Consider the following 21,366-nt stretch of genomic DNA (forward strand, 5'->3'; position numbering starts at 1 on the left):
GCGTTGGGCGCCAGAACGACGATGGTGAGGGTGTCATGGATCTGATGGAGCGGGCCGGGGACCTCAGGGGCGAGCTGATGGATTTCGCCATGTCGCCGAGCTGACGTATCGGATCCGCTCGAACATGGGCCCGGAAGGCATCGTGCAGCTCGCCGCCCCTGGCACGATCATGGTCGGCGGCGTCGTGCCCGGCGACGAGGTGAAGGAGAAGATGCTCGCCTTCTGCCAGCACTCCCATGAGCGCGCGGGCAGCAAGGACGGGTCGTGGACCCGGCCTGATCTGCCGATTTCCCCTTCACCGGCGACGAGCAGGTCGCGGTCATCTTCGACGCAGAAGACGGACTCGGCTTCTACCGTGACTTCGACCTGGCGCAAGAGGTCTTCGCCGACCCGGCGCTGATCATCCGTCAGCGGTACCGCGACGTGGTGACCGCGTACCTGCGTGGCGAGGACGGGACGGCGAGGCGTTGCTGCGCAAGCACAAGCCCGACTGGTTCGCCACCCCACGCCTGCCCCGGGGTCATTCCCGTCTGAGGCGGGCTCAGCGGTAGTAACCCTCGACGGGCACGCGGGCCTCGGCGTAGAGTGCCGGGCCCTCGGACGGAGGGTAGACGAAGGCGGTGCCCGGGGGCTTGAGGGCGTCGAGTTGCTCGCCGGACAGGGCGTAGACGACGCGGCCCAGGCCCGAGCGGGCGATCGCGCCCTGGCACATGGGACAGGGCTGGCAGCTCGTGTACATCGTGGTGGCGGCCGCTGTAGCCGGGTCCAGCTCGCGGGCGGCCCAGCGGGCCAGCTTCAGCTCCGGGTGCGCAGTGATGTCGCGGTCGGTGAGGGAGGAGTTGCGTTCCTCGGCCAGGACGGTGCCGTCCGGTCCCGCCAGCAGCGAGCCGAACGGCGGATTGCCGCCGGCCCTGGCCTCCGCGGCCAGTTCGATGGCGCGGCGCAGGAGTTTCTCGTCGTCTCGGGTCATCGTCGCTCCTCGGGCGGTCACGATTCGTGCAGGCGGCGGATCATGGCCTGCTTGGCCAGCGCGAACTCCTCGTCCGTCAGCACGCCCGAGCGGTGCAGCTCGCCCAGCTCGGCCAGGCGGCGCAGGACGGCGTCGTGCACGTCGTCGGAGACCGGCGGCGGGGGCGCAAGGAGCTCGGGCACGTCACGCGGAATGCGGGCCAGCACGGCCGCGCCGACCAGGGCGGTCGTGCCGCCGTAACGCTGGATGCCCCACGACACGCAGCGCTTGTCCTTCTGCGGCGGCTTGGCCGGGCCCTCGCCCTTGATCCGGAAACGCAGTGTACCGTAGCCCATGCCGGACTGCGGCTTCCACTCCACGCCGGAGATGTCCGACAGCGAGTATTCCTGCGGCCCCGCCTTCTCCTTCTTGTCGTCGGCGAATCCGGTCCACTCCAGGCGTACGCGCTCACCGTCGAAGAACACCGTGCCGTCGCCGGCCGTGGCGGTGATGGGCACGTCGGGGCCGGGCAACAGGTAGTCCTCGCAGGGGCCGGTCGGCGTCTGGTAGACCGTCAGCGTGTCGCGGACCTCGTCGGCGAAGTATTCGGCGGCGCCCACGCGGTTCTTCGGGATCGCCAGCCGGTAAGGGTCCGCGGGCGCCCCCAGCGCGCCCGCCGCCACGTCGGACAGCGGATCGGCCCCCTTGCGCAGCCGCAGCCGCAGGTGCCCGCCCCGGCGGGCCGGCTCGAACGCCACCCCCGCGATCGCGTCGCGCGGCACCACCACCTCGCCCAGGGTCTTGCGTAACTCGTGCACGTCCTTGCCGCTGCCGGGCACGACGCGCAGGATGTCGCCGTTGAACGTCCACGAGCCGTCGGGGACGGCGATCTCCGCCATATCCTCAGCCTAGGACACTCGCGCCCGATCGCAGCGAGAGGAGCGGGATGGAGATCTTCACGAGCTGGCCGTCCTGGAAGCACGCGGAGGGGCCGCTGGCGGCGGCGCTCCCGGCGCCCACGGTGGACGTGCTGCGCGAGGCGGTCGCGTTCGCCCGCCGGTGGCACGGAGCGCAGCAGCGGCCGACCGGGCGGCCGTACCTGGAGCATCTGCTGGAGGCGCTGGAGGTGGCGGTGGCCGGCGCCCAGGTGCACGACCAGGACGTGCTGGTGGCGATCGTGCTGCACGACGTGCTGGAGGACACTCCGTGCACCGAGGGGGAGATCGCGCGGCGGTTCGGCGGACGGGTGGCGGAGCTCGTGCGGTGGGTGACCAAGCCTCGCGGCATGGCCAAGGGCGACTACATGGGCTCCCTCGTCAAGGCGCCGCCGGAGGCCGTGCTCGTGAAGCTGGCCGACCGGGCGAGCAACGTGCAGGAGTTGCAGCGCATGTCGTCGTGGCGGTTCCAGCGGCGCTACTACCTGGAGACCGTCGCGTACATCATGCCGCTGGCCGGGGCCCATCCGTGGTTCGCGCAGTGGTACGGGGAGTGGCGCCGGCTCTGGAGACGTGTCGAACGCTGGCCCGCCTCCTAGGCTCCTCCTCCGCGCCTTGTCACGACCGCCCCTCCGCCACCCGCTGTCTTCGACCGAAGTGATCCTTGGGGAGGGCCGCACTTTCTGCGGGGATCCGCATGGGGGGCGAATTGCGGAAAGAGGCCGCGGCCGGAGCGATCGTCGCCGTGGAGCGGTCGGCGGCCGGTCGGGTCGGCGGGACCATGGGTGGCCGGCCTGCGGCGGAGTGGCAGGTTGGGTGGACGGGCCCTAGCCTCTCAACCGGGCGAGGCGGTTGCGTACGCCGTCGAAGTGGGCCGTGACGGCGGCGGCCGCGGCCGGGCCGTCCCCGGCCAGGACGGCCGTGTAGATGTCGCGATGCCGCTTGGCCACGTCCCCTGGCGGCTCGTCCGGCGTCCCCAGGTGGTCGCGCAGCTGGTAGTAGACGTCCCAGAACGCCCCCAGGAGCTGCCCCACGAGCGGGTTTCCGAGCGGCCGGTAGAGCAGGTCGTGGAAGAGGCGGTCGGTCTCGGGGGAGACCAGCCCGCGCTCGGCCTCGGCGTCCATCCGGGCGATGACGTCGGCCACCGGCGTCAGGTCGGCCTCCGGCCCGAGGTCGATGAGGCGCTGGACGAGGCCGCGCTCCAGGACCTCGCGGATCTCGACGAGGTGGGTGAGGTGGTTCTTGCCGTTCTGCATGGTGATGCGGCTGTGGAAGGCCAGCTCGTCCACCAGCCCGGCCAGCGACATGCGGCCCACGAACATGCCGAAGCCGTGGCGGATGTCGACGATGCCGACCGCCTGCAGAGCCTTGAGCGCCTCCCTGATCGAGTTGCGGCTCACCTGGAGCTCTTCCATGAGCTCGGACTCGGTGGGCAGCGGGTCCCCGGCCACCAGCCCGCGCCGGACGATCAGGTCCTTGACGCCCTGCTGGGCCTCGAGGGCACGGCTGGGCCGCGCCGGGCGCGGGACTGCGGTCATGAAGGATCCTTTCGTCGTAGGTAACAATCCTGAAATCTTCTGTTGACCACAAGCGGGCGGGGGATCTAGCGTCCACTTACGTACAAGGTAGGACATGGGATGTCCCACGTCCTACATTCGGAGGCATCCAGGAGGCATCCGTGAGCTCTGAGTTCAGCCGCCGCGACTTCCTGCGTTACAGCGGAGCGACGGGTGCGGCGGCGTTCGTCGCGGCGGCCCTCTCCGCCTGTTCCGGAGGGCCGGCCTCGACCGGCTCGGTCGGCGCCGGTTCCAACAAGGACCTGATCACCGCGGTCATCGGCTACGGCAACGACCAGAGCTGGGACCCGACCCAGACGGCGTCGGCGTTCGCCATGGCCGGGATCAACCACATCTACGAGGGCCTGCTCGACACCGACCCGATCACGCGGGAGCCGTACCCGGCGCTGGCGACGGCGCTGCCGTCCGACCTGAACGCGACCTCGTGGAAGTTCACGCTGCGCGAGGGCGCCAAGTGGCACGACGGGCAGCCGGTCACCGCCGACGACGTGATCTTCACGTACGAGCGCGTGCTCGACCCGGAGGCGAACGTGCTGGTCGGCAACTTCTTCAAGTCCTGGCTGCAGGAGGTGAAGAAGATCGACGACAAGACCGTCGAGTTAGTGTTCAAGTTCCCGTTCCCGGACGCCGCTCCCAGGCTCACGATCGCCAAGATCATGCCGAAGCACGTGTTCGGCCAGCCGGGGGCGTGGGACCAGGCCAAGAGCGGCAAGGCGGTGGGCTCGGGGCCGTACAAGCTGGTCCAGCACAACCCGAAGTCCAACACCTCCTTCGAGGCCTTCGACGGCTACAACGGCCCGCGCCCGGCCACGGTCAAGAAGATGAACTGGCTGACGATCGTGGACGCCGCGGCCCGCGTGGCCAAGATCTCCGGCGGCTCCGCGGAGGCGCAGATCGCCGACAACATCCCGTACGCCAACGTCGAGCAGCTCAAGCAGCAGGGCCTCACCGTCGAGGGCGGCAAGGGCATGAACCACATGTTCCTGATGTTCAACACGGGCGCCAAGCCGTTCGACGACGTACGGGTGCGGCAGGCGCTGCACTACGCGATCGACAAGCAGAAGATGATCGACGTGGCGCTCAAGGGCCACGGCACGGCCTCCAGCTCCTTCCTCAACGAGGGCCACCCCGACCACAAGCGCGCCTCGGTCGTCTACGACTACGACCCCGAGAAGGCCAAGGCGCTGCTGAAGGAGGCGGGCGTCAGCAACCTGACGATCAACCTCATGGCCGTCAACGTGAGCTGGATCGCCGACTGCCTGCCGACGATCGCCGCCTCCTGGGAGGCCATCGGCATCAAGACGACGCTGGAGCCGCAGGACACGGCCGCGCTGTTCACCAAGATGGACCAGTTCCAGGACTACCAGGTGGTCGCCGCCGCCTCGAACCCCAACCAGTTCGGCATGGACGCCGACCTGATCCTGCACTACAACTACGTGCCCGGCGGCCTGTGGATGAAGTACGCCAAATGGGACGGCAGCGACGACGCCAAGAAGCTCTTCGCGATGATGGATGCGGCCAGCAAGGAGACGGACAAGGCCAAGAGGACCGAGCTCATCCACAAATATCTGGACTTCGTGGCTGAGCAGGCGATCCTCTACCCGGTGGTGCACAACGAGCTGATGACCGCCTGGGACCCGAAGAAGCTGTCCGGCATCCGCGCCCAGCCGTACCCGGGCATCAACCTGCTGCAGGCCCAGAGGACATGACGCTCGTCGCCCGGATGCTGCTGCGGCGGCTCCTCGTCCTGATCCCGATCCTGCTCGGGGTGGTCGCGTTCGTCTTCATCGTGATGCGCTTCTCCAACAGCAAGCCGGAGTACGCCTACTTCCAGGGCGCCAACCCGACCCCCGAGCAGATCCGCCAGTTCCAGCTGGAGAACGGCCTGCTGGACCCGCTGCCCGTGCGCTATGTCCGTTTCGTCGCGGACCTGGCGCAAGGCGACATGGGCACCAGCGTGCTCACCAAGAAGCCCGTGCTGGAGTCCGTGACCACGGCGCTGCCGCTGACGTTGCAGCTGACGTTCCTCGGCCTGGCCGTGGCGGTCGTGCTCTCACTGGTGTTCGGCGTGACGGCGGCGCTCTTCCGCGACCGGTGGCCGGACCAGGTGATCCGCGTGGTGTCGCTCATCGGGGTGGCGGCGCCGCCGTTCTGGCTGGCGCTGCTGATGATCCAGTATCTGGCCGTGGGGGAGGGGCTCTTCCCGACGGGCGGCTACATCAACCCGGCGGACTCGACCGCCGGGTGGCTGCAGTCGATGACGCTGCCCGCCCTGTCGTTGTCGCTGCCGATCGCCGCCCAGCTCACCCGCATCATCCGCACCTCGATGGTGGAGGAGCTGGACCGGGACTACGTGCGTACCGCGATCGGCAGCGGCCTGCCGCCGATCGTCGTGATCGGCCGCAACGTGCTGCGCAACGCCCTGATCACCCCGCTGACCGTGCTCGGGCTGCGCATCGGCTACCTGATCGGCGGCACCGTGGTCATCGAGACCATCTACGGCCTGCCCGGCATGGGCCAGCTCATGATCAACGCGGTGCGCGACGGCGACCCGGCCGTCGTCCAGGGCGTCGTGCTCACGATCGCGGTCGGGTTCATGGTCGTCAACCTCGTCGTCGACGTCCTCTACCTGCTGGTCAACCCCCGACTCAGGAGCGCCGCATGAGACGTGAGCTGACGGAGCGCCTGTCCCGGCCCGGCATGCGGATCCGCAGGCTGAAGCCCTTGTCGTGGGTCGCGGTCGGCATCGTGGCCGTCGTGGTGCTGGCCGCGCTGCTGGCGCCGTGGATCGCGCCGCACTCGCCGTACTTCCAGGAGGCCGCCGGCGGCGGCCCGTCCGCCGAGCACTGGATGGGCCTCGACAGCGCCAACCGCGACATCCTGTCCAGGCTCCTGTACGGCGCCCGCTGGTCGCTGATCATCGGCCTCGGCGCGACCGGGCTCGCCCTGGCGGCCGGGGCGATCGTGGGCGCGGTCGCGGCCACCTCCCGCCGCGCCGTCGACGAGACGATCATGCGTTTCCTCGACGTCATCATGGCCTTCCCCGGCATCGCGCTGGCCGCGGTGCTCGTCGCGGTGTTCGGCGGCAGCATCCCGGTGTTGGTCATGGCCATGGCCTTCCTCTACATGCCGTCCGTGGCGCGGGTCGTGCGGGCCAACGTGCTCGCCCAGTACGGCGAGGACTACGTGGCCGCCGAGCGCATCATCGGCGCCCGCACCCCGCACATCCTCGTCAAGCACGTCGCGATCAACTGCGCGGCGCCGGTGCTGGTGTTCTGCACGGTGATGGTGGCCGACGCGATCGTGTTCGAGGCGTCGCTGTCGTTCATCGGCGCCGGCGTACGCCCCCCGAACCCCTCCTGGGGCAGCGTCATCGCCGACGGCAAGAACCTGGTCCTGCTCGGCGGCTGGTGGGCCACGGTCTTCCCGGGCCTGCTGATCCTGATCACCGTCCTGGCGCTGAACATCCTGTCGGAGGGCATCTCCGACGCCTGGGCCGCACCCGCCGCGCGGAAGCCCGTCCCCAAGAAGGACGACGCCTTCGAGCAGGCCCACCCCGGCTCGGGCGAGATCGTCGAGCTGCCCGGCCTGGCCGAGGCCGCGCGGAGGCTGGCCGAACGCGCCCGCCCGCTCCCGCAGGGCCCGCCGATCCTCGCCGTGGAGCGCCTGCGCATCGGGTTCGGGGACGGCGTTGACATCGTCGACGGCATCGGCTTCGAGGTGCGCCCCGGCGAGGTGCTCGGCCTGGTGGGCGAGTCCGGCTGCGGCAAGTCGCTGACCGCGCTCACCATCATGGGCCTGCAGCCCCGCGACGCCCGCGTCAGCGGCCACATCCGCTTCGACCAGCGGGAGCTGCTCTCGGAGTCACGCCGCGCCCGCCGCCGGCTGCTCGGCCACGAGATGGCGATGATCTACCAGGACGCGCTGTCCTCGCTGAATCCGGCCATGACCATCAAGGCCCAGCTCAAGCAGCTCACCCGGCGCGGCGGCCGGCGCACCCCCGCCGAGCTGCTGGAGCTCGTCGGCCTCGACGCCCGCCGCACCCTGTCCGCCTACCCGCACGAGCTGTCCGGCGGCCAGCGGCAGCGGGTGCTGATCGCCATGGCGCTGTCGCGCGAACCCAAGCTGATCGTCGCCGACGAGCCCACCACCGCGCTCGACGTGACCGTCCAGGCGCAGGTCATCGAGCTGCTGCTGCGGCTGCGCGAAGAGCTCGGGTTCGCGCTGATCCTCGTCTCGCACGACCTCGCGCTGGTCGCCGACGTCACCGACCGCGTGGTCGTCATGTACGGCGGCCAGATCGTCGAGACCGGCGCCACCGCGACGGTGGTCGGCGCACCTGCCCACCACTACGCCCGCGGGCTGCTCGGCTCGGTGCTGTCGCTGGAGTCGGGGGCCGAGCGGCTCACGCAGATCCCCGGCGTGGTGCCGTCCCCGGCCGACTTCCCGGCCGGCTGCCGCTTCGCCGACCGGTGCCCGATGGCCACGGACGTGTGCCGGACCAGCACCCCGGTGCTGGAGGGCGACGCCGACCGGCACGCGGTGGCCTGCCACCACCCGGCCGTGAACCTCGCGAGGAGCGAGCAGCATGCTTGAGCTCAAGGACGTGCACGTCGTGCACAAGGCCCGTTCGGGCGGGCTGTTCTCGCGCGACCGCGTCTACGCGCTGACGGCCGCGAACCTCACCATCGGCCCCGGCGAGACCGTCGGCGTCGTCGGCGAGTCGGGATGCGGCAAGTCCACGCTGGCCAGGGTCCTGGTCGGCCTGCAACGGCCGACCGCGGGCACCGTGACCTTCCGCGGCCAGGACCTGTGGGCCCTCAAGGAGCCCGAGCGGCGCGCGCTGATCGGGTCGAACGTCGGCATGGTCTTCCAGGACCCGTCCACGGCGCTCAACCGCCGCCTGCCCGTCAGGCAGGTGCTGCGCGACCCGCTCAACGTGCACCGGCGTGGCACCCCGGCCGAGCGCGACGCCCGCGTGCGGGAGCTGCTCGACCTGGTCGGCCTGCCGAAGAGCGCCGCCGACGCGCTGCCGGGGCAGCTGTCCGGCGGGCAACGCCAACGGGTGGCCGTGGCCAGGGCGCTCGCGCTCGAACCCGATCTGCTCATCGCCGACGAGCCCACCAGCGCCCTCGACGTGTCCGTCCGCGCCCAGATCCTCAACCTGCTGCTCGATCTGAAGGAACGGCTCGGTCTGGCGCTGGTGTTCGTCTCGCACGACATCCAGACCGTACGCAGGATGAGCGACCGCGTGGTCACGATGTACCTCGGCAGGATCGTCGAGCAGGCGCCCGCCCGTGCTGTGCCCATGCGGGCGCGGCACCCGTACACGCGGGCGCTGTTCTCCGCCACCCCCGGCCTGATCTCGCCCATCAACCCGATCCCGCTCGTCGGCGTCGTGCCCTCGGCCACCAGGCCGCCGAGCGGCTGCCCGTTCCGCACCCGGTGCTGGCGGGCAGACGACGTGTGCGCCGCGGAAATGCCCGGCGCGCGGACCGACGACGACCACCACCTCTTCCACTGCCATCATCCGGTGGCGGCGGGAGCGACAGATGTAGAGCTGATCCAGGAGCGCGCATGAGTTTGACCGGTGTCATCCCTCCGGTGTGCACCCCCATGACCCCCGACCGCCAGGTGGACGCGAAGTCGCTCACCCGGCTGGTCGACCATCTGCTGGCGGGCGGGGTGGACGCGCTGTTCGTGCTCGGCTCGTCGTCGGAGGTCGCGTACCTGACGGACGCGCAGCGGCGGACGGTGCTGGACACCGTGGTCGGGCACGTCGGCGGGCAGGTGCCGGTGCTGGCCGGGGTGATCGACATGACCACGCCGCGGGTGCTGGACCACGTGCGGGTCGCGGTCGAGGCCGGGGCGTCCGGGCTGGTGGCGACCGCGCCGTTCTACACGCGTACCCATCCCGAGGAGATCCGTACGCACTTCCGCACGATCGCCGCCCGGAGCGGGCTGCCGGTCTACGCCTATGACCTGCCGGTCTCCGTACACGTCAAACTGAGCGCCGACCTGCTGCTCGAACTGGCCGCCGAAGGGGCGCTGGCCGGGGTCAAGGACTCCAGCGGCGACGACGGCGGCCTGCGCCAGGTCATCCTGGGGCGCGAGGCGCCGTTCAGCGTGCTCACCGGGTCGGAGGTGACCGTGGACTCGGCGCTGTGGATGGGCGCCGACGGGGTCGTGCCGGGGCTGGGCAACGTGGACCCGCACGGCTACGTGGAGCTCTACCGTTGCGCGTCGCGCGGCGACTGGGAGGGGGCCAGGACGGAGCAGGAGCGCCTGGTCAGGCTGTTCGAGATCGTCCGCGTCGGAGGCACGCGCATGGGCGGCAGCTCGTCGGGCCTCGGGGCGTTCAAGGCCGCGCTGCACCTACGCGGCGTCATCGACTGCCCGATCACCGCGCTCCCGCAGATCCCGCTGAACGACGACGAGATCGGCCAGATCGGCAAACTGCTGGCCAGCGCCGGGCTGCTCTAGCCCTCAGCCCGGTCGCGGCCGGTCGTCAGGCCGGGCTGGCCATCTGCGCGACGTCCTTCGCGCCGTCCTCGATCAGTTTCGAGGCGAGGTCGGACAGCGCCCGCCCGGCGGCCAACTCGTCCCCGATGCCGGGCACGGGCCGGTCGTGCGGGTTGCGGCGGGCGTGCGCCACGCTCTCGTGGCGCTTGCCGTCCGGCGTGAACAGCACCGCCGTGGCCGTGGTCAGGGCGTCGTCATCGTCCTCGCTGATCCAGATCTGGATGTTCCACTGTTTGTACTCCATGACGACCTCCTCCCTATTCTCCAGCCTCCCTCTATAAGGCTCAGCGGTAAAGTCACGCCGCGTGATTGCCCTCCGGCGCGACCTTGGCCAACCATGCCGCGGCCTCCTCCGGGGGCAGGATCCGCCGCAGGCGCATGGAAGGCCGCATCATCGGATACATCCGGCCGGGGCTCCACGACCGCTCGTACGGCGGCGGGCCGAGCACGACCACGCGCACCCCGTTCAGCCGGGGGATGTCGGCCGGCCGGCCCTCGTTCCAGATCCACTTGCCGTACGCGTCGACCAGGTTGAACTGGCCGCGCACCGGCGGCGCGTCCCGCTCCACCGGCCCTTCCACGGCGGCCCGCACCCACGCCGGCTCCGGCCGGACGCCCTCGAGCAGCCCGTCGGCGGCCGGGCCGCTCAGCGCGTCGGCCAGCAGCGTGTGCAGCTGGAAGTTGTCGCCGATCCCGCCGATGACCACCTCGTAGCCACGCCCGCTCGGACGGTGCAGCACGATCAGCCGCTCGTCGTCCAGCACCCGCAGCAGCCCGGCCAGGAACTCCAGGTCTGCCCGCTCGTCGAGCACCGTCCCCAAGGCGGCGATCAACCGCTCGCGGCCCGGCAACGCGGTCCTGACCCGCGGCGACAGCTGCAGGACCGACATGACGGGCAGGGCCCGCATCTGCGCGAACGACCACGCGTCGGTCAGCTCGACGGCCTGCTCGCGGGTGAGCGGCGCGGCCGTCAGGCGGGCGGCCGTGGCCTCCGTCCACGCGTGGTCGTCGTCCACGGGCTCGGGCGGCTCGTCGCCGGTGGCCGTCCGCCACGCCGCGGCGAACCTGCCGGCCAGTTCCAGGCAGTCGCTCAGCTCGTTCACCAGCGGCTCGGCCACCGGGGCCGGATCGCCGCCGAGCTCGGCCAGCGCGCCGCAGAGCACGCCGAGGCGGGCGCCGATCCTGAGCGGGACCCGCTCGAAGAGGTCTCCTAGCCGCGCCAGGGCGGCCGACAACGCCGGCTGCTCGGCTTCTTGGGCGGCGGCGTACAGCCGCGGCAGGACGTCGAAGAAGCGTGCGGGGTCCCTGGCGTCCGCGGCGTGGAAGAGTTCGTCGAGAAGTTGATCGAGCATTGCGGCAGGCTATGACATCAAGGGTTCCGCGCGGCGCTGTTTGGGCGTAAAGCCGGTTACGTGTGGTGGTCGTTCCGGCGAAGGTTCCCCCGGACTCGGGCTCATCGGACGAACCAGCGGCTTGCCGGCGTGCACCTTGCGCCGACCCGCGCAGGCGCGCGGGAGCCCCGGGAGCCACGGCCGGGCGCGCCGATGCCGGGGCCGGATGGGAGCGCCGGTCATTGACTCTTCCGCTGACTGGAAATCGACGCCTTGTAAAGGGAGACCTTCGGCGAACTCCGGCGAAAAATTGAGCACAATCTGCTTCTGCGTTTCCGCGCTTTTCGCTTCATCGTGAAGGCGTCAGGCCAACCTTGCCATGACACGCACCGGCTCCCGAGCAGAGAAGCAGGTTCTCATGGTCAGACGATCCCTCGCCATGCTCGTCCTCCCCCTGGCCGCCGTACTCGGATTCGCGTTACCGGCCCACGCGGTGACCCTGGAGCAGAAGCTCGCCGCGCTCTCCGCCTTCAGCCAGCCCACCTCCACCAGCGCCGGCGCCTGGCGGTCGGCCTGGCAGGACCAGGCGGCCTGGGCCGACTACGCCTTCGACTGGTCGACCGACCTGTGCTCCAGCAGCCCCGACCGGCCGCTCGGCTACGATTTCCGAATGCCCTGCCGGCGGCACGATTTCGGATACCGCAATTACAAGGCCGTCAACCAATTCCCGGCGAACAAGTCACGCATAGACGACGCATTCTACTTCGATATGCGTCAGGTGTGCTCCGGGTACTCGGGAGTCGCCAAGTCGACCTGTGACGGGCTGGCCTGGACGTATTACCAGGCGGTCCGGCAGTTCGGCAGCCTCGTCGTCACCGACGAGCAGATCCAGCAGGTCCGGCGGGAGGCCGAGCTGAACGCCCAGGCCGCCGCCTGACCTGCCTCGTCAGGGTTTGGAGGGGCTGTCGCGGACCGCGATCTCGTGCTTGTCGCCCGGCGCGAGGAACTCCAGCAGCCGCAGCCCCTCCTGCTCCACCTCCTCCAGCACGGAGATCGGCTCCCACTGGTGGACGGTGAGCGTCGAGACGCCCTTGGCGCGGCTCACCGTCCAGTCGCCGGCCGTGAAGCCGTCCACGAGGATGACGCGCGGCACCACGTTCGTGCCCATGAAGCCCTGCAGCGCCGCCGACCCGGTCTCGCTGATGACCCTGGACCGGTCGGCGTGCGACAGAAACAGGTTGTCGAAGTCGTACATCAGCCGCACCGGCGCGGGCACGTCCTCGGCCGGGCGCGGGGCGTCCGGCAGGTCGTACAGGATGCGTCCCGTCTCGTCCCGGAAGCGCACCAGGTCCAGCGACTCCACCACCTCGCCGAGCCGCGTCAGCCCGCACCACGCCTGCACGTCCATCACCGACGCGGGCCCGAACGCCGCCAGGTAGCGCCGCACCAGCTCGGCAGGTGTCATCGGCGGCACGTCGAAGCCCAGCCAGGACTCCGCGCTCGTGTGCGCGATCGGCCCGCTCCGGCCCCAGAGCCCGCGCGGCGGCACCTGCACCAGCGGCACCAGCCCGCGCACGCCCTGGCCGAGCGCGTGCGGGTCGTTCGACGGCCACCGCTCGGCCAGCGCCCGCCCCAGCTCGGCGAACGTCATCGGGCGCGACTCCAGCAGCGCCCGCCCGGCCGCCTCCAGTTCGTCCAGGTCGACCCCCGCCAGCCGCCTGCCGAACGTCGTCCGCGTCATGCGCTCGATGACCGCCTGCAGCAGCTGACGCATGGCCAGGCAGTCGCGGGCGCTGACGAGGTGGATGGTGCCGCGTTGCAGGGCGATGCGGACGAGCGCACGCGACTCCAGGAGCCCGGCGGCCTCGGCCGGGTCGAAGCCGGCGATGCGGTTCCACAGGCCGGTGTACCAGGTGTGCGGGGTCTGCGCCTGCAGCCCGGCGAGGTGCTCGACGACGTCGACCACACCCTTGTCGGTGCGGCGCAGCAGGAGCTGCCGGTCGAGCGTGGCCCGGTTGAGCGCCCTGCGGCTGATGAGGGGATCCATGGCTCAAAGGTAGGGGCTATTGCGGCCGGTCCCGGGCCGCAATAGCCCCCTCGTCGCCGGCCGATCGGGCCGGCATGTGGCTCCTACCGCTTGATGGTACGCGCGTTCGCGTACTCTCTGAGGAACTCGTCCCACCCGGTGTGCTGGGCGATCTGGAGGTCCGCGTAATAGCGCGAGATCGTGCGCTCCATCGGGAAGTACGCGCTCAGCCCGCCGCACTCCTCCACCTTCCAGCCCTGGTGGCCCTCCTGGATCACGAACCCGCCCGGGCTGTGGACGGCCAGCAGCTCGTCCGCCACGGAGGCCAGCGTCGGGTCCGTCCGCGAGTCCGCGACCAGCGCCAGGCAGAGCGTACGCAGGTCGACCAGGGACCGATCGGTGTGGAAGCGGGTGGCGACCGACTGGACGCTGTCCACGACGGACCGGTTGGTGAGCACCTGCTGCCTCATGCCGCCGGCCAGCGCCTGGAACTCCCGCATGAACTCCTCGATCCGCGTCGCGTCCACCGCGCACTGGGTGACGGTCTGATGCGTGCCGCGGTAGGACTCCACGTACTGCTCCACGATGATCCGCCCGAGCTCCCTGGCGTCCATCCGGGGATTCGCGGCCAGGGCGGAGACGATCTCGGTGTACGGCCAGCCCTCGTTTGGCTCCAGCTCCTCCGAGCCCACCACCGTGCCGACGTGCTCGCGGATCTCGTAGCAGACCTCGAGGTTGCTCATGAGGCAGGCGTCCATGCCCAGCAGGTCGATCGGCCGGCCGAGGTCGTCGTGGAGCTGCCGCATGACGTTGCGCAGCTCGACGGTGTCGAGTGAGTGGAGCGTGCCGTCGTCGCTGGCGATGGCCCGCTCCTGGGCGCCGGGCAGCTTCAGCACCTCCTTCAGCGACCTCGTGAACACCGCCTTGGTGACCTGGGGGTTCTCCGTCAGCCTGGCCAGCTCCGAGAAGGCCGGCTCCTCGTCGGCCATGGCCATGCGGGCGGTGCGCCGCACGTAGCCGGTCTCGACGTCGCGCCTGACCCGGCGGCCCCTGACCTGGGTGTAGAGCTGGTCGAGGTCGTCGGGGGTCCAGCCGCCCCCGTGGTTCCAGATCACCAGCGCGTACCGCCGGGCGGGGGCGCGGCGGACGGCCCAGCGGACGAAGTCCACGAGCGTCTGGGGGTTGCCGGAGTCCGTGTTCGGCGGCAACTCCTCGATCACGTCGGAGGCGCCGCCCGGGGCGATCTCCATACGCCTGGCACGGCCGCCGGCGTCCTGCTGCTTGACGAAGGCGGCCACCCGTACCTGGCCGGACGACGGCACGGCACGCAGCTCCTCCAGATCGCGCCCCGCCGCGTCGGACAGGTTGTTGTTGCCTGCCATGTAGACCATGAACGTCCACTCGGCCTGCTCGCCCCGGTGGACGTCGACGGCCGCGGGCCGCTCGCGGATCTCTCCGAGCGCCTGCCACGTGGTGGGGCCGGCCACGCCGTCGGCGGGGAGGCCCTCGCGTTGCTGCAGGTGGTAGAGGGAGCCGTAGGTGGCGGGGCCGAAGTACCCGTCGGCCCGCACGCGGTAGCCCCGGGCGCGCAGCAGCTCCTGGAGCCGCCTGACCTCTTCTCCTCTGCTGCCGAGTCGCAGCGTGGGCCCGGCCATCAGTCCGCGGCCCAGTGGAAGGTGAAGCACTTGGCGTCCGGCGACAGGTCGCCGGTCGGGACGACGTACATCGGGGTGTGCACGCCGAAGGCCTTCGCCTTCCACAGCACGATGCTGCCGCCGGTCTGCACCGACCTGGAGTCGAAGCTCGCGTACGTCTCGCCGTCGGTCTCGACGAAGCAGATCTGCCGGTCGGCGTCGTCGGTGACCTGGACGCCCTTCCACCACAGGCCGTGGGGCGCCATGCTGATCCGCACCTCGGTGGTGCCGGGCGGCGCCGGGGTCTCGGTCAGGTAGACCACGTCGCCGTCGCGCAGCCGGTGCGCGTGGACGAGGTCGTTCCTGCTGATCCTGATGAGCTGGAACATGCCGCGGCCCGGCATCCGCTCGTACCGGACGGGCGCGCGCTGGTCGCCGTGCACGATGGCCAGCAGGTCGGGCAGCGCCGAGACGATCGTGGGCAGCGTGGCCTGCAGGATGGGGCCGAGGAAACGCTGGTTGAGCTCGCGGTCGGTGACGCGTACGGGGTGCTCGGCGCGGGCCCCGTGCATGGTCTGGAGCAGGCCCGGGAGCACCTGCGTGACGATCGGCGTGATCGTGCCGACGAGCTGCGGCACGAACTGGGCGAAGCGGTCCTCCTCGTTCTGGTCGGTGTCCGCCTTGGGCGGCCCGAACGAGAGCAACTGCTCCACCAGCGGCGGCGTGATGGCCTGGACGACGGGCATGAGCACGGACGCGACATCCATGAAGGAGCGGTCGGTCGTCAGCCTGCTGTAGATCTCCTGCTCGGGGTGCCGCTGCTGCGCGTGTTCCATGGGCGGCCGGCGCGGGGGCGCGCCGAACTGGTCGGCGGCCTGGTGGCTCAGCTGGAGGCCCTGGAGGATCGTGGGGAAGAGCGCGTTGAGAATCCGCGCCTCCGTCCCCCGCTGCTCCTCTGCGATGTAGGACGGCATGATGGTCTCCCGGCTCTTGGGGATTCGTCCACGTTGGACGCTATGGATGCGGTTTGCCGCGAGCATCAGGGAAGGCACTGGGGATAACCCCGGGGCGACGCCCTAGTGACCGGAAGGGCTGACTCGGGTCAACGGGATACTGGACGGTCGCCGGGCCAAGGCCCACCATGAATGGGCCAGGGGGTGAGTCCATGACAGCCCGCGCCCTACGCAACGGACCCGAGCGCTCCCGGGACGAACAGTTCGTCGGCCGCTGCCGGGAACTGGCGGTGCTCCACGCCCAGCTCGGCCGCGCCTGCGAGGGCCGGTCGAGCCTCGTGGTGCTGGAAGGACCGGCGGGCATCGGCAAGACCGCGCTGGCCGGCGAGTTCCTGTCCGCGATCGAGAACGCGGTAGTGCTGGACGTGAGCGGGGAGGAAGGGGAGGCCGAGCTGCCGTACGGCGTGCTCGGGCAGCTGAGCGCGCAGTTCGAGCCCTTGCCCGAGGCGCTGGCGAGCCTGCCGGGGCCGGGTGCCGCCGCGCAGCCCGACCCGCTCGTGGTCGGCGCCGCGTTGCTGGAACTGCTCGGACGGCTGCAACGCACCTCGCCGGTCGTCATCGCCGTCGACGGCGCCGGGTGGGCGGATCTTCCCTCGCTGCACGCGTTGACGTTCGCGTTGCGGCGGCTGCGTACCGATCGGGTGCTTACCCTCCTCATCGCCAGGGAGAGCGACGACCCCCGGCTGCCCGACGGGCTCCGGCGACTGCTCCGCAGCAGCGCCGCGCTGAGGCTGCCGCTCAGCGGGCTGAGCGCACGCGAGCTGCAGGCGCTCAGCGCCCGGCTCGGGCCGGTGCGGCTCACGCCCCAAGCCGCCGAGCGGCTGCACGAGCACACCAAGGGCGTCCCGCTGCACGCCCGTGCGCTGCTCCAGCAGGTACGCGCCGAGACGCTGGCCGACGTGGACGCCCCACTGCCCGCGCCGCGCGCCTACACCACGCTCGTGCTCGACCGGCTCGGCTTCTGCGAGGACGCGGCGCAGCGGCTGCTGACCGCGGCCGCCGTGCTCGGCACGTCCGCGCCGCTGCACCTCGTGGCCCGCATGGCCGGGCTGGCCGAGCCGCTGGCCGCGCTCGAGCAGGCCGCGCGCGCCGGGCTGCTCGCCGAGTGGCGCACCGGCGCCGGGGTCTCGGTCGGCTTCCCCAACCCGCTGATCAGGGCCGCCGTCTACCACGACCTCGGCCCGGCCACGCGGCGCCGGCTCCACCTGCTGGCCGCCGAGCTGGTCGACGACGTCGTGCACCGGCTGCACCACCGGCTCGCGGCCGCCGACCAGGTGGACGAGGAGCTGGTCCGGGAGGTGGCCAGGGTCGGGCGCCGGCAGGCGGCGGCCGGGCGGTGGTCCAGCGCCTGCGGCTGCCTGACCCGGGCCGTGCAGCTGACGGGGGAGGGGGCCGCGCGGGACCGGCTCATCGCGGAGGCGGTGGAGGCCCTGCTCGCCGCCGGCCGTCCAGGGGATGCCGGCGCGCTGGCCGCCCAGGTGGCGCCTGCCGCCGATCCCGCGGTCCGCGACTACGCGCTGGGCTCGGTGGCTCTGGTGGCCGGGCGGGTGGAGGAGGCCGCCCGGCAGCTCGACAACGCCTGGTCCCACGCCTCCCACGACCCGCACCTGGCCGCCGCCATCGCCGCCCGCCTGGCCTTGGCGGCACTGCTCCACGGCGACGGCCCGGCGGCGGTCCGCTGGTCCCACCACGCCACCGCCCCGCCGCCAGCCCAGACCCCGGCACCGGCCGTCGGCGACCGGCCCCCGCCTGATCGGCCGCAGCTGCCCGGTCGGCGGCGTCCGTCCGGCCCGCCCGGCCTGTCCGACACGCCGCTCCCACCCGGCTCACGGCCCTTCGGCGAGGGCCCCTTACGGGACGAACGGCCCCCGGACGGCGCGCCGCCTTCGGAGGGTCTGGGGGCTTCGGACGGCGCGCAGGTTTCGGGGGGCGTGGCGCCCTCGGACGGCGCGCAGGCTTCGGAGGGCGTGGCGCCTTCGGCGGGTGCGCGGTCTCTGGAGGGCGCGCGGCCTTTGGAGGGCGTGCCGCATTTGGAGAGTGTGCCGCCTTTGGGAGGCGCGCCTTCGGCCGGCCTTCCCATGCAAGGCGACGCGCGCACTTCGGGCGGCCGACGCGTGCGTGGCAGTGAGCGGACGCCGGGCGACGGGCGCGAACTGGGCCGTGCGGGCGCTTCGGGCCACGGACGGTCGGACGGCGTGCTTGTGCGTGGCGGCCAGCGGACACCGGGTCGTGAGCGGCCGTCCGAGGCGGGGCCGCCGGGCGGTGAACGCGTTTCCAGCGCCGGCGGGCTGGTGCGGTTCGCTCGCCTCGTGGGGCTCGGGTTGATCGGGCGCGTCGACGAAGCGCTGACCCTGTGCGGTGAGCCGGCGGCGCCTGCGCCAGGGGTGTCCGCCGAGCATGACGTGCTGCTCGGAAGGGGGATGCTCCGCCTGTGGGCCGACGACCTGGCCGGTGCCCACGACGACCTGCTCGCAGCTCTCGCCGTCGGCGCGGACGGCTCCGCGCCGTTCCAGCTGCTGGTGGCGAGCACGCTGGCGCAGGTCGAGTACCGGCTCGGCCGGTGGGACGAGGCGGCCGCGCACGCCGAGATCGGCGCGTCCACCGCCGACGACTTCGACCAGGTGTGGCTGGCCGGCTACGCCCACGCGGTCGCGGCCCTGGTGCCCGCCGCCCGCGGCGAATGGGACCTGGCGCTGGCCCACGTGCGCGCCGCCCGCGCCGCCTGCCATCCCGGCAACGTCCCGGCCCAGGTCAGTACGGCCGCCGCCGACGCCTCGACGGCCACCGCCAGGGGCGACCACGAGGCGGCCGTCACCGCGCTCATGCCGCTCACCAGGGCGAACCTGCCCGACGAGCCCGCCTTCGCGCTCTGGCGCACACTCCTGACCGACGCCCTGGTCAACGCCGGCCGGCTGGACGAGGCCGAGGAGGTCCTGCTGCCGTGCGAGCTGCCGGCCCTGGGCAGGGAGCGCCGCAGCGTCCTGGCCGCGGCCGCCCGCGCCAGAGCCGGCCTGCTGGCGGCCAGACACGAGCCGGCCGAGGCCGAGAGCCTCTACCAGGTGGCGCTCGGCCACTCCGCCAAGATCGACATGCCGTTCGAGGAGGCCAGGATCCAGCTCGCGTACGGCACCTTCCTGCGCCGCAGGGGACGGCGGGCGGCCGCCGCCGAGCAGCTGGAGGCGGCCCAGCTCACGCTGTCGAGGCTGGGGGGCGCTGCCGTACCTGGAGCAGTGCGATCTGGAGCTGGCCGCGAGCGGGCGGGCGGTGCTGCGCCCGCAGGACACCGCCCGGCTGGGTCTGACGCCGCAGGAGCACACGGTGGCGGTGCTGATCAGCAAAGGGCTGACCAACCGGCAGGCGGCACGCAAGCTGGTGCTCAGCGTCAAGACGGTCGAATACCACCTGAGCCACATCTACACCAAGCTCGGCATCACCTCCCGGACCGCCCTGATCGGGCGGCTGAGCGACCTGGGGGAGTGAGGGGACGGGGCCTGAGTTAAGCGGGCCAGCGCGGGTAGGCGGCCTGAAACCTGTCTCGAGGAGGTCCTGATGCCCGAGCGAGATCTTCAATACCTGGCCGAGCTGGCCGCGCAGCTGCGCGTCGACTCCGTACGGGCCGCCGCCGCGGCCGGCTCAGGTCACCCGACCTCGTCCATGTCCGCCGCCGACCTGATGGCCGTGCTGTTTGCCTGCCATCTCCGCTACGACTTCACCGACCCCCGCAATCCGGCCAACGATCACCTGATCTTCTCCAAGGGCCACGCCTCCCCTCTGCTCTATTCGCTCTACAAGGCGGCCGGGGTCGTCGACGACGAGGAGCTGCTGTCGTTCAGGAAGCGGGGCAGCCGGCTCGAAGGGCACCCGACGCCCAGGGTGCCCTGGGTGGACGTGGCCACGGGTTCGCTCGGGCAGGGGCTGCCGATCGGCGTCGGGGTGGCGATGGCCGGGCGGCTGGAACGGCTGCCGTACCGGGTCTGGGTGCTCTGCGGCGACAGTGAGCTGGCCGAGGGGTCGATATGGGAGGCCGCCGAGCACGCCGGTGACGAGGGCCTGGCGAACCTGACCGCCATCGTGGACGTGAACAGGCTCGGGCAGCGCGGGCCTACCAGGCACGGGTGGGACACCGGCGCGTACGCGCGCAGGTTCGGGGCGTTCGGGTGGCACACGATCGAGATCGACGGCCACGATCCAGGACAGATCGACTTCGCGCTGTCGGACGCGTGCAACATGCGCCGGCGGCCCACCGTGATCCTGGCCAAGACCCGCAAGGGCGAAGGGGTCCTGGAGGTGGAGAACCGTGAGGGCGCGCACGGCAAGGCGCTGAAGGACCCGGACAAGGCCGTCGAGGAGCTGGGCGGGCCCCGGAACGTGCGCGTCGATGTCCGCAGGCCCGAGGGCGGGGCCGCGCCGCATCGGTTCCCGGACGGGTCGCTGGAGCTGCCCAGGTACGTGGTGGGGGAGTCGGTGGCCACGCGGACGGCGTACGGGGAGGCGCTGGCGGCCCTCGGCAGGGCCAGAGGCGACGTCGTGGCGCTGGACGGCGAGGTGGCGGACTCGACCAAGACCGAGACGTTCGGCGAGGCGTTCCCTGAGCGGTTCTTCGAGATGTACATCGCCGAGCAGCAGATGGTGGCCGCCGCCATCGGGCTGCAGGTGCGGGGCTGGAAGCCGTACGCGGCCACGTTCGCGGCCTTCCTGACCAGGGCGCACGACTTCATCAGGATGGCGGGGGTGAGCCGGGCCTCGATCCGGCTGGTCGGCTCGCACGCGGGCGTGGCCATCGGCGAGGACGGGCCGTCGCAGATGGGGCTGGAGGACCTGGCCATGCTGAGGGCGGTCCACGGGAGCACCGTCCTCTACCCGTGCGACGCCAACCAGACGGCGGCGCTGACCGCCGAGATGGCGGACGTCGAGGGCGTGTCCTACCTGCGGACCACGCGCGGCAGCACGCCGGTGATCTACGAGCCGGGGCAGCACTTCCCCGTCGGCGGGTCGCGGGTGCTGCGGCAATCCGCGGGCGACCGGGCCACGATCCTGGCGGCCGGGGTCACCGTGCACGAGGCCCTGGCGGCGGCCGACGAACTGGCCGCCGCGGGGATCCCGGTGGGGGTGATCGACCTGTACTCGGTCAAGCCGGTCGACGCCGCCGCGCTGGCCGAGGCGGCCACCACCACGGGCAACCTGATCACGGTGGAGGACCACCGGCTGGAGGGCGGGCTCGGCGACGCGGTCATGGACGCCGTCAGCGAGCTCGGACCCCGGGTGATCAAGCTGGGCGTGACGGGGCTGCCCGGTTCGGCCACTCCGGAGGAGCAACTGGCCGACGCACGCATTGACCGCCACGCCATTGCCGCGGCGGTCAAGCGACTGTTGTGAGGG

The 21,366-nt window shown here is 71.7% G+C and carries 18 protein-coding genes and 1 pseudogene; 10 read left to right on the plus strand and 9 right to left on the minus strand.

Annotated elements, in window-relative coordinates:
* Window positions 1-63: 63 nt before the first annotated feature.
* From ID574_RS26785 to ID574_RS26795, 3 genes are all read right to left on the minus strand, one after another.
* Window positions 64-375, minus strand: a complete 312-nt coding sequence (locus ID574_RS26785) for a hypothetical protein (RefSeq protein WP_188191719.1) — start codon at window positions 373-375, stop codon at window positions 64-66.
* Between the two features lie 166 nt (window positions 376-541).
* Window positions 542-970, minus strand: a complete 429-nt coding sequence (locus ID574_RS26790) for a nucleoside deaminase (protein ID WP_188191720.1) — start codon at window positions 968-970, stop codon at window positions 542-544.
* A gap of 17 nt (window positions 971-987) precedes the next feature.
* The gene (locus tag ID574_RS26795; protein WP_188191721.1) at window positions 988-1,848 is read right to left on the minus strand and encodes a DUF4429 domain-containing protein; all 861 of its coding nucleotides are present in this window, start codon (window positions 1,846-1,848) and stop codon (window positions 988-990) included.
* Between the two features lie 47 nt (window positions 1,849-1,895).
* Here ID574_RS26795 and ID574_RS26800 point away from each other — a divergent pair, with 47 nt between their 5' ends.
* Window positions 1,896-2,483 (plus strand): HD domain-containing protein, encoded by a 588-nt coding sequence (locus ID574_RS26800; RefSeq protein ID WP_188191722.1) that lies wholly within the window; start codon window positions 1,896-1,898, stop codon window positions 2,481-2,483.
* Between the two features lie 228 nt (window positions 2,484-2,711).
* On the opposite strand, the gene ID574_RS26805 is transcribed toward ID574_RS26800, so the two are convergent.
* Window positions 2,712-3,422, minus strand: coding sequence for a FadR/GntR family transcriptional regulator (locus ID574_RS26805; protein WP_188191723.1), 711 nt, complete (start codon window positions 3,420-3,422; stop codon window positions 2,712-2,714).
* 140 nt (window positions 3,423-3,562) lie between these two features.
* On the opposite strand from ID574_RS26805, the gene ID574_RS26810 reads away from it, so the two are divergent.
* From ID574_RS26810 to ID574_RS26830, 5 genes are read left to right on the plus strand one after another with little or no spacing between them, the layout of a single operon-like run.
* Complete coding sequence (locus tag ID574_RS26810; protein ID WP_223167088.1) at window positions 3,563-5,170, plus strand: ABC transporter substrate-binding protein; 1,608 nt, start codon at window positions 3,563-3,565, stop codon at window positions 5,168-5,170.
* Window positions 5,167-6,126 carry an ABC transporter permease gene (locus tag ID574_RS26815; protein ID WP_188191724.1) on the plus strand — a complete coding sequence of 320 codons (960 nt, stop codon included), beginning with the start codon at window positions 5,167-5,169 and terminating at the stop codon, window positions 6,124-6,126. Before ID574_RS26810 ends, ID574_RS26815 begins: the two co-directional genes overlap by 4 nt.
* Window positions 6,123-8,057, plus strand: a complete 1,935-nt coding sequence (locus tag ID574_RS26820; RefSeq protein WP_188191725.1) for a dipeptide/oligopeptide/nickel ABC transporter permease/ATP-binding protein — start codon at window positions 6,123-6,125, stop codon at window positions 8,055-8,057. The genes ID574_RS26815 and ID574_RS26820 overlap by 4 nt, the downstream gene beginning before the upstream one ends.
* Complete coding sequence (locus ID574_RS26825) at window positions 8,050-9,042, plus strand: ABC transporter ATP-binding protein (RefSeq protein ID WP_188191726.1); 993 nt, start codon at window positions 8,050-8,052, stop codon at window positions 9,040-9,042. Before ID574_RS26820 ends, ID574_RS26825 begins: the two co-directional genes overlap by 8 nt.
* Window positions 9,039-9,944, plus strand: a complete 906-nt coding sequence (locus ID574_RS26830) for a dihydrodipicolinate synthase family protein (protein ID WP_188191727.1) — start codon at window positions 9,039-9,041, stop codon at window positions 9,942-9,944. The genes ID574_RS26825 and ID574_RS26830 overlap by 4 nt, the downstream gene beginning before the upstream one ends.
* A 25-nt stretch (window positions 9,945-9,969) precedes the next feature.
* On the opposite strand, the gene ID574_RS26835 is transcribed toward ID574_RS26830, so the two are convergent.
* Complete coding sequence (locus ID574_RS26835; RefSeq protein WP_188191728.1) at window positions 9,970-10,227, minus strand: DUF1876 domain-containing protein; 258 nt, start codon at window positions 10,225-10,227, stop codon at window positions 9,970-9,972.
* A 52-nt stretch (window positions 10,228-10,279) separates the two neighbouring features.
* Entirely contained in the window at window positions 10,280-11,335 is a 1,056-nt protein-coding gene (locus ID574_RS26840; protein WP_188191729.1) for a hypothetical protein, read from the minus strand.
* Window positions 11,336-11,732: 397 nt separating this feature from the next.
* On the opposite strand from ID574_RS26840, the gene ID574_RS26845 reads away from it, so the two are divergent.
* Window positions 11,733-12,251 carry a phospholipase gene (locus ID574_RS26845; RefSeq protein WP_188191730.1) on the plus strand — a complete coding sequence of 173 codons (519 nt, stop codon included), beginning with the start codon at window positions 11,733-11,735 and terminating at the stop codon, window positions 12,249-12,251.
* 9 nt (window positions 12,252-12,260) lie between these two features.
* Here the strand turns inward: ID574_RS26845 and ID574_RS26850 are convergent, their stop codons facing one another.
* The 3 genes from ID574_RS26850 to ID574_RS26860 form a co-directional block, all read right to left on the minus strand.
* Window positions 12,261-13,361: a winged helix DNA-binding domain-containing protein gene (locus ID574_RS26850; protein ID WP_188191731.1), complete on the minus strand. Its 1,101-nt coding sequence runs from the start codon at window positions 13,359-13,361 to the stop codon at window positions 12,261-12,263.
* 83 nt (window positions 13,362-13,444) lie between these two features.
* Window positions 13,445-15,025: a clostripain-related cysteine peptidase gene (locus ID574_RS26855; protein WP_188191732.1), complete on the minus strand. Its 1,581-nt coding sequence runs from the start codon at window positions 15,023-15,025 to the stop codon at window positions 13,445-13,447.
* Window positions 14,995-15,948 carry a hypothetical protein gene (locus ID574_RS26860; protein WP_188191733.1) on the minus strand — a complete coding sequence of 318 codons (954 nt, stop codon included), beginning with the start codon at window positions 15,946-15,948 and terminating at the stop codon, window positions 14,995-14,997. Before ID574_RS26860 ends, ID574_RS26855 begins: the two co-directional genes overlap by 31 nt.
* A 191-nt stretch (window positions 15,949-16,139) precedes the next feature.
* On the opposite strand from ID574_RS26860, the pseudogene ID574_RS62880 reads away from it, so the two are divergent.
* The 3 genes and pseudogenes from ID574_RS62880 to ID574_RS26870 all read left to right on the plus strand — a co-directional run.
* Window positions 16,140-16,622, plus strand: a pseudogene (locus ID574_RS62880) (ATP-binding protein); the annotation flags it as partial.
* A 2,689-nt stretch (window positions 16,623-19,311) separates the two neighbouring features.
* On the plus strand, window positions 19,312-19,467 hold the full coding sequence (locus ID574_RS62885; RefSeq protein ID WP_442939330.1) for a response regulator transcription factor: 156 nt from the start codon (window positions 19,312-19,314) through the stop codon (window positions 19,465-19,467).
* Window positions 19,468-19,536: 69 nt separating this feature from the next.
* Entirely contained in the window at window positions 19,537-21,363 is a 1,827-nt protein-coding gene (locus ID574_RS26870; RefSeq protein ID WP_188191735.1) for a transketolase, read from the plus strand.
* Window positions 21,364-21,366: the final 3 nt, after the last annotated feature.

The organism is Nonomuraea sp. SYSU D8015 (assembly GCF_008065375.1).
GTDB lineage: Bacteria > Actinomycetota > Actinomycetes > Streptosporangiales > Streptosporangiaceae > Nonomuraea.